At 64.5% G+C, this 4,631-nt stretch carries 4 protein-coding genes; 3 read left to right on the forward strand and 1 reads right to left on the reverse strand.

Annotated elements, in window-relative coordinates; all coding sequences use genetic code 11:
* Positions 1-1,753, reverse strand: a 1,753-nt coding sequence (locus tag VN419_RS11310; RefSeq protein WP_325647334.1) for a methyl-accepting chemotaxis protein, incomplete at its 3' end; no start/stop codon positions are given.
* Between the two features lie 249 nt (positions 1,754-2,002).
* Here VN419_RS11310 and VN419_RS11315 point away from each other — a divergent pair.
* From VN419_RS11315 to VN419_RS11325, 3 genes are all read left to right on the forward strand, one after another.
* On the forward strand, positions 2,003-3,211 hold the full coding sequence (locus VN419_RS11315; RefSeq protein WP_325647335.1) for an MFS transporter: 1,209 nt from the start codon (positions 2,003-2,005) through the stop codon (positions 3,209-3,211).
* Positions 3,192-3,899 carry a glycosyl transferase gene (locus tag VN419_RS11320; protein ID WP_325647336.1) on the forward strand — a complete coding sequence of 236 codons (708 nt, stop codon included), beginning with the start codon at positions 3,192-3,194 and terminating at the stop codon, positions 3,897-3,899. The genes VN419_RS11315 and VN419_RS11320 overlap by 20 nt, the downstream gene beginning before the upstream one ends.
* A gap of 297 nt (positions 3,900-4,196) precedes the next feature.
* Positions 4,197-4,541, forward strand: a complete 345-nt coding sequence (locus VN419_RS11325; protein ID WP_325647337.1) for a hypothetical protein — start codon at positions 4,197-4,199, stop codon at positions 4,539-4,541.
* The last annotated feature ends 90 nt before the right edge of the window (positions 4,542-4,631 follow it).

The following is a 4,631-nucleotide window of genomic DNA, read 5'->3' on the forward strand; positions in this document are numbered from 1 at the left end:
CCATGCCCGCCGCGCGCTCCACGCCCTCAAGATTCTTCCTGGTGCCGTCCTGGATGCCCCGGATGGCGTCGCCCACTTCCTTGGTGGCGGTCATGGTCTTCTCGGCCAGCTTGCGCACTTCGTCGGCCACCACGGCGAAGCCGCGTCCGGCGTCGCCCGCGCGGGCGGCCTCGATGGCGGCATTGAGCGCCAGCAGGTTGGTCTGGTCGGCGATGTCGCTGATGACCGAGAGGACGGTGCCGATGCCGTCGGCCTGCCTGCCCAGGGCGGCCATGTCGTCCTTCAGTTCCTCGCTGCTCTTCTGCACCTCGCCGATGCCCGTCACCGCCTGTTCCACCACGTGCGCGCCCTGAGCGGCGTTCTTGCGGGCGTTTTCGCTGGTGTCGGCGGCGCGTCCGGCGTTCTGAGCCACTTCAAGCACGGTGGCGTTCATCTCCTCCATGGCTGTGGCGGTTTCGGCCACGCGCTGGGACTGGTGGTCCGCGCCGCGCCTGGACTGCTCGATCTGCGCGGAGAGGTCCTCGGCGGCGGCGGAAATCACGCCCACCACCTGCTCCAGCTTGCCCGCGGCCTGCAGCAGGCCCTCGCGCTTGGCCTGGGCGGCCTGCTTCAGGGCGTCCTCGGCCACCTTGGTGGCGTGGTTGGCTTCTTCGGCCAGTTCCTCGGCCTCGCGGCTCTTCTGGTCGCTTTCGGCGATCATGCGCTTCAGGGTGTCCACCATGTTGCGCAGGGTGTCGGCCAGGGTGCCTATTTCATCGTCGCGCCGCACGTCGAGCTTTTCATTCAGCTCGCCGCCGGCGACCTTGGTGGCGAACTCGGCCGTGCGCTTCAAGGGGTTGGCCAGGGTGCGCGCGAACACGAGCCCGATGGCGCCCATGATGACGCAGATGACCGCACCGGCCGCGAGCATGAGCCGGGTGATGGAGCCCTTGGTCTCCTCGATGATCCGGCGCTCCTTGCCGATGAAGAACATGCCCTCGATTTTGTCGTTGCTGTCCTTCAGGGGCCAGTAGGCGGTCTCGTAGGGCTTGCCCAGGATCTTGTTCGTCAGCTGGAAGCTTTCGCCCTTCTTGAGCACGGTCTCAAGCACCTTGGGGTTGTCCATCTTGGTGCCTATGGCCCGCTTGCCCTCGTTGATCACGGTGGTGGCCACGCGGGTGTCCATGTCGAAGATGGTGACCTCCATGCCGGTCAGATCCTTGATCGCATCGACGAACTTGTCGCTGGTGAGGCTGTCGCCCACGGCCACGCTGCCGACGATCCGGCCATCCTGCTTGACGGGATAGGCGGCGCGGATGGCGAACTTGACCACGTTGCCGCGCTCGATGCCCACCAGGGGCTTGTCCTTGAGCGCGCTGGCCACGGAGATGAGGTTCAGAAGCGAGTCGCCCGCCTTGTCGTCGTGCGCGCGCACGATGGCCACGCCGGCCTCGTCGCTGGCCAGAATGGTGCCCACCTTGTGTATCTCCATCTGGTGGCGCAGCAGAGCCTTCAGAGTCTTGGCGTCGCGTTTGGCCACGGCTTCGACGACTGCGGGGTTGTGGGCCAGCGCCGCCGTGGTCTGGGCCAGGCTCGTCTTTTCCGACTCCACCTGCTTCTCCACAACGCGCTGGAACAGGGCGATGTTGTCTCTCGCTTCAGAATCGAAGCCTTGGCCGACGAGATAGTTCGACACAAGGAACAGACTGATGCTGCTGACGAGCACAGCAGTGATGACCATTCCAGTGACTTTGACGAATATATTGAATTTCATGATAACCCCCAGAAGTATTTCGTATCGCAATCCGGGCTCAACACAAGGGTTGTGGCTTTCATTGTAGCCCATGCATTTCATTAAGGCAATGAATACACTGTAGCAAAATGGCCGGATATGGAGTGCACACTATTTCCCGCATGCCCCGCATCGATCATCCTGCCCGCCTCGCCCGGACCGGCGGATTGACCGGACTGTTCGGGTGCTCTATTTTGGTTCAGCCCCACCCTTCCAAGCCAGGACGACACGATGCCCGAAGCCAGCAAAGCCCAGCCCGCAGCCATTTCCAGCCAAGCCCGGCGCATGTTCCTGTTCCTCATGGTGCTCACCGCGGCCTCGCAGATCGGCATGCAGGGCTGGGTGACGCTGTTCAACAACTTCGCGGTGGAGCGTGCGGGTTTCGGCGGCTTCGAGGTGGGGCTGGTGCAGGGCCTGCGCGAGGTGCCGGGCTTTCTTTCGCTTCTTGTGGTGTATGTGCTGCTGGTGCTGCCCGAGCACCGCATCGTGGCCCTGGCCATCGCCACCCTGGGCCTGGGCGTGGGCCTCACGGGCCTTTTTCCCAGCTTCTGGGGCATCGCCGCCACCACGCTCATCATGAGCTTCGGCTTTCACTATTATGAAACGTTGAACATGTCGCTGACGTTGCAGTACTTCGACCGCTCCCAGGCGCCGCTGGTGTTCGGGCGGCTCAGGAGCGTCACGGGCATCAGCAACATCGCCGTGGGCCTTCTGGTTCTTCTGGCCACGCGCGTGCTGGACTACCCCGGCATCTACGCCGGGCTGGGCGTGGTGGTGGCCGCGGCGGGCCTGTGGGCCCTGACGCAGAATCCCAGCCACGCGGAAGTACCGGTGCAGCGCAAGAAGATGTTTCTGCGGCGCAAGTACACGCTGTACTACATCCTGACCTTTCTGGCTGGCGCCAGACGGCAGGTGTTCATGGCCTTTGCCGTGTTTTTGCTGGTGAAGAAGTTCGGCATGAGCGTGGGCGAGATCACCGGCCTGTTCATCTTCAACAACGCGGTGAACGTGGTGGCCAATCCGCTCATCGGGCGGGCCATCAACCGCTACGGCGAGCGGGCGCTTCTGACCGTGGAGTACCTGACCGTGACCGTGGTGTTCTGCGTGTACGCCTTCTCCGAATCCAAGCTGCTGGTGGCCTGCCTGTATGTGCTGGACCAGCTGGTCATCAACTTCGCCATGTGCGTGAGCACCTATTTCCAGAAGGTGGGCGACCCGAAGGATATCGCCCCGACCATGGCCGTGGGCTTCACCATCAACCACATCGCGGCCGTGGTCATTCCCGTGGTGGGCGGGGCCCTGTGGCTGTGGGACGCGCGCATGGTCTTCCTGGGCGGGGCCGTGCTGTCCCTGTGCTCGCTCATCGCCGCCCAGTTCATCCGCACCCCGCCGGCAGAGGCGGGCGCAGGGAGCCAGGACCATGTCGTCCGCGCCAAATGATCGGCCGCTCTTCAGCGTCATCATCCCCAGCGCCGGCCTGCGCCCCAAAGGCCTGACCCAGGCCCTTGAGAGCGTGGCCGCCGCCGTGGCCTTCGCCGCGCCCGCCGGGCTTGCGCCGCATCAGGTGGAGGTGCTGGTGGGCTTCGACGGCCGCGACGGCTTCCGTCCCGCCGTTCCCCTGGCCGGTCTGCGCTTTTTCGTGCTGCCCAGGCCGGAAGGCCGGACCTGCGGCTTCGGCAACCACATCCGGCACATCCTCATGGGCCAGGCGCGGGGCGGGCACCTGCTGCTTCTGGACGACGACAACGCCCTTACGCCCGAAGCCTTCGCCCACTATTTGCCGCACCTGGACGCGGAGCTGGTCATCGGCCGGGTGGACACCAGCCGGGCCTTTGACGTGCCCTTTCTGCCGCGCCCGGCGCCGCAAGGGGCAGACCCCCTGGCCGATGCCGTGCGCCAGGGCAACATCGATCCCCTGTGCCTGTGCCTCTCGCGCGATCTTGCCTATGTGCGCTGCCGGGGCTGGCAGGACGAGGGCGGCTACGAGTCGGACTTCCTGAACATCCGCCGCTACTTCCGCCGCTCGCGCACGTCCGTGCGCCTGGACGCCCTGGTGGGCGTGTACGACGCCGGGCGCGGCCTGGACCAGGGGGGGCTGAACCCGCGCCAGGAGAGGCTTTCCCGCTGATTTTGCCTTCCTTGATTCCTGCGCCCGCTTTTTCCGCATGCCCTCGCCTTTTTTCCTCTCTTCGCCCTGGCACGACATATCCTTGCGCCCTTTGCGCGCAGAGAGCGCAATCTTTGCTCTCTCGTCCTGGCCCATGCTGTGAGCAAAAGTAGCCAAAGTGAATAAGATCAGTATGATGTAGTGTTGGCACGGGGCATGCTCTCTTGTTGGCACGCGCCGCATGGCGCGACAGGAAAACAGAACGCGGCCCTGAACCGGAAACCTCAAACCACCACAGCTTCACAAGGAGCCCTGACCATGCTCAAGAAATTCGCCGCCGCCGCCCTCGTGCTCTCCCTGGCTGCGCCCGCCTTCGCCCAGACTCCGGCCACGCCGGGGCTTGATAAGCGCGAGGCCAACATGGAGAAGCGCATCGAACAGGGCAAGGCCTCCGGCGCGCTGAACGAGAAGGAAGCCGCCCGGCTGGAGAAGCGCAAGGCCAAACTGGAAAAGGCCGAGGATCGCGCCAAGGCCGACGGCCAGGTGACCGCCCAGGAGCGCAACCACCTGGATAAGAAGGCCGACAAGTTGAGCAAGGACATTTATCGCCAGAAGCACGACAAGCAGACCGCTGCCACGGCCGCTGAAGCCGCCAAGCAGTAGCACGTAGACCCTCTCGAAACCCACAACCGAATCAAGGAGACTCATCATGTTGAAGAAGCTCGCCACCGCCGCCCTGGTTCTTTCCCTCGC

This window comes from Humidesulfovibrio sp. (assembly GCF_035560995.1).
Taxonomy (GTDB): domain Bacteria; phylum Desulfobacterota; class Desulfovibrionia; order Desulfovibrionales; family Desulfovibrionaceae; genus Humidesulfovibrio.

What these genes read in the sequence shown, in the direction of transcription:
- VN419_RS11320 (WP_325647336.1), top strand. Translation starts at nt 3,192, where the DNA reads ATGTCGTCCGCGCCAAATGATCGGCCGCTCTTCAGCGTCATCATCCCC.
- VN419_RS11325 (WP_325647337.1), top strand. Translation starts at nt 4,197, where the DNA reads ATGCTCAAGAAATTCGCCGCCGCCGCCCTCGTGCTCTCCCTGGCTGCG.
- VN419_RS11315 (WP_325647335.1), top strand. Translation starts at nt 2,003, where the DNA reads ATGCCCGAAGCCAGCAAAGCCCAGCCCGCAGCCATTTCCAGCCAAGCC.